At 70.8% G+C, this 3,663-nt stretch carries 2 protein-coding genes; both read right to left on the minus strand.

What is annotated here, in order from left to right:
- Positions 1 to 356: 356 nt before the first annotated feature.
- Positions 357 to 2,120 (minus strand): Na+/H+ antiporter, encoded by a 1,764-nt coding sequence (locus tag NS283_RS17405; protein WP_058598116.1) that lies wholly within the window; start codon positions 2,118 to 2,120, stop codon positions 357 to 359.
- Between the two features lie 204 nt (positions 2,121 to 2,324).
- Positions 2,325 to 3,663: S8 family serine peptidase (locus NS283_RS17410; RefSeq protein WP_153003411.1), on the minus strand; the 1,339-nt coding region annotated here is incomplete at its 5' end.

Below are 3,663 nucleotides of genomic sequence, written 5' to 3' on the forward strand. Positions count from 1 at the left end.
GTTTATGCGTGAGGCGCGCGGGGGAACGGTTCGGCGCGGTGCCGACGTACGTGGGGGTGCGGTGGCGCGGCGTCGCGGGGTCCCGCGCGTCGCGCGCCTCACGCATAAACACGACGAGCGCTCAGAAACACGAGCACAGCGCGTTTATGTGTGCGAATCGTGTTTATGGCCACGCTTCCGCGCGTTCTCGACGATCGGCGCGCCGAGGGTGGGATCAGCGCCGTCGGTTCGCCCGCGCTCGGCTCGGCGCCGCCCGCCCGCGCCTGGCCAGCGCCGCCCACACCGCCCGCGCCCGGTCGCGCTTGGTCAGCCACAGCGGCGTAGGCGCGTAAGTCGCCGCCCCGCCCCTCGCGCGCTCAGTCGCTGGCCCTCTCGATCCCGCGCGTGCGGATCTCTTCGAGGTCGAGGTTGGCGAGGATCTTCCGCGCGACGAGGTCGTCTATCGTCCCCTCACGTCTCAGCCGCAGGAGGACCTCCCGCTTGCGGTCGAGGATCGCCAGGCGCAGCCGGGTCGCCTCCTTGTGCCGGATGAGCGGGGAGCGTTGGGTGACGTCGATGTCGTCGCTCACGGCGATCATCTCGAGCCCGCCGACGGTGCGTCGCCCTTCGTCGTCGGTGCCGGCGGGAGGAACCGGCCCCATCGTCGACGAGGCCGAACCGCCGCCGTCGTCGTCATCGACCGACGAATCGAGAGAGGCGTCGAGCTCTGCCAGATCGCGCTCCTCGATCGCGCGCTGGCGGGCGACGGCGCGGGCGTTGGCGAGCTCGAGGCGCTCGTATCCCTCGCGGCGAGCGCGGTCACGCACCCGATCGCTGATGCCGTGCTCGACGGCGAGGTCGTCGAGGGCGGCGAGCGCCGCTCCCGAGATCGCGCGTTCGGCGAGCTCGTACTCCTCGATCGCGGCGTCGTCGTTCGGGAGCTTCGCCCAGCGGATGACCACGGGAAGAAGGGGTCCCTGCACCAGGAGCGTCAGGACGATGACCCCCGCCGTGACGAACACGACCGCGTCGCGGCCGGCGACCGGCGCACCGCTCTCGGTCGTGATCGGCACCGACAGCGCGATCGCGAGTGAGACGGCTCCGCGGAACCCGGCGACCGTGCTGACCAGCCGGGAACGGTGTCGGAGCGATCGCGTCGACCCGGCCGCGGGCCGGGAGAACGGACTGAACAGCCACTGGAACAGGTAGCGCACGAGGAAGAGCGCGATCCAGGCCGCCACCGTGATCAACGAGAGCATCCCGATCTCGGAGGGCGAGATCTCGTGCAGGACGAGCTGGACCTCGAGGCCGATCAGCACGAACAGCGCACCGTTGAGCAGGTAGACGCCGAAGGGCCACGTGGCATCCGCGGCTCGACGAGACATCGCGGTGGTGATCCGGGGCGAGACCCAGGCCACGATGAGGCCCGCGAAGACGACCGCGAGCACCCCGGACGCGTCGATCAGCTCGGCGACCAGGAACGACACGAACGGGACGAGCAGCATCGTCAGGTTGATGGTGAGAGTGGACTGCATGCGGCGCAGGGCGAAGTAGGCGAGAGCGGCGACCGCGATGCCCGCAGCCGCGCCGCCGAGGTACGACAGCAGCACCATTCCGGTGATCGACCACGGGGTGACCTGCCCGCCCAGCAGCAGCGACACCGCGATCGCGTACAGGACGAGGGCCGTGCCGTCGTTGGTGAGGCTCTCGGCCTTCAGCTTCATGAACGTCTTCTGGGGGAGCAGGCGCCCGAGGGCGGCGACCGCCGTCGCGTCGGGCGGTGCGACCGCCGCGCCGATGACGAGCGCGGCCTCCCACGGCACGCCCATCCAGGTCGCGACACCCGCGACGGCGAAAGCGGATGCCACGACCAGCAGCGTGCTCATCGGGATGATGTACCGCAACGATCGGCGAACCGAGCGCAGCGACGTGGTCCACGCCTCGCGGAACAGCATGACGGGAAGGAAGAGCAGCAGCACCGTCTCGGGCGGGAGCTCGATCGCGCGCAACTCGGGGACGAACCCCAGTGCGAGCCCGATGACGAGGAGGACGAGCGGCGTCGCCACCCGCAGACGCGGCGCGAGGATCGTGCCCACCAGCATCGCGAGTCCGAGCAGGACCGTGACCTCGAGTCCTTGCATTTTTACCGCCTTCCGCCGTGCCCCTCAGCACACAGCGTAGAGAGGGGCCAGGACATTCCCGCGAGCTTTTGCGCCAGCTGCGGAGAGGACCCCGTCGAAGCCTCCTGTGCAGAACAGGAAGTGGTCTGCGCGCAGAACGGGAAAGACTCCCGTGTGCAGGACGGGAGGGGGCGGACGGGCCCGAAGGTCCCGGCCGCCCCGGTGTCACCGAGCGGAGCGCGCTCGGCGTCGGATCGCGACGAGACACCCCGCGGCGACCGCTCCTCCGCCGAGGAGCGTCAGCAGCAGCGCCGAGGTTGCGTCGCTTCCCGTCCGCGGCAGCTGCCCGGCGGCGTTCGGCGCGGGGGACGCGCTCGACGTCGGCTCGGGCGACGCGGTCGGTTCCGGCGTCGGTTCCGGCGTCGGTGTCGGGGTGGGCTCGGGCGTCGGTGTCGGTGTGGGGGTCGGCGCGGGCAGAGCCGCCAGCGTCGCCTCCGCATCGATGAGACCGCTGCCGATGAGATTCTCATCGACCACCCCGGTGTAACCGATGGGCCCGTTCATCGGACGACCGCTGCCCACGAGAGCCTCGCGAACGATCTCGGGCGAGGTGCCCTTCCCCGCTCGCTGCACCGCGAGCGCGGCGACGCCGGCGGCGTTCGGCGCGGCAGACGACGTTCCGCTGAACCGGAAGATCCCGGGGGGATTTCCGTCGGGGACGAAGAACGACGTGCGCACCGCATCGACCGCGACGACGTCGGGCTTGGAGATCACCTGCGGCTCGGGCAGGCGCGCGGCGGGGGTCGCGTCGCTGCGCACCGGCTCGAACAGGTAGGTGGCCGGTCCGGGGCTCGAGTACGGCTCCAGGTTGTCGGGCGTCAGCACCGACGAGGCGCCGACGGCGATGGCGGAGGGGTCGGCGGCGTGGCCGTAGGCGGCCGGTCCGACGGTCACTCCGGTGGGCCAGTCCCCGTACTGCAGGCCGAACACGCCGCCGCTGTCGAGAGCGAACACGATCTTCGTCCGCATGTCGGGCGCGCTGGCGACGGTGCGCACCAGCGCGATGCGGTAGTCGGCCGTGACGAAGTCGCCCGAGGCGGCACCGGTCGACACGGTGGTCATCGAGAACGCGGTGTTCTCGTCGACGAGGCCGAAGGTGCTGACGTGCTCACCCGCCGCGTTGAAGACCACGGCGAAGGCACCTGTCTCGATGCCGTTCTCCGGGTTCGACCACTGCGTGTACAGCGGGAAGGTCGGGCCCGCGGCGATCGTCGCCCCGAGCAGTGCGTTCGCCTCGCCGTCGGGGTCGAAGTTCATGCAGTCGACCCCGGTCGTCTTCGGCGGCAGGGTGTCCATCACGACCTGGGGGCACGGCATCCCGGTGAACGAGTCCGATTCCCAGGCGCCGGTCTGCTGTCCTGCCGCGGGACCGCTGCGCCCGATCGCGCCGTAGTTGAAGACGGCGCTGAGGTAGGTCACGCCCTCATCGACGACCTCGGCCACAGCGGAGGCGAGCACACCGCGCTGGTACATCGGCTCGTACCCGAAGAGCACGTCGTCGACG

Origin of the sequence: Microbacterium testaceum (genome assembly GCF_001476285.1) — a bacterium.
In the GTDB taxonomy this organism is placed as follows: domain Bacteria; phylum Actinomycetota; class Actinomycetes; order Actinomycetales; family Microbacteriaceae; genus Microbacterium; species Microbacterium testaceum_B.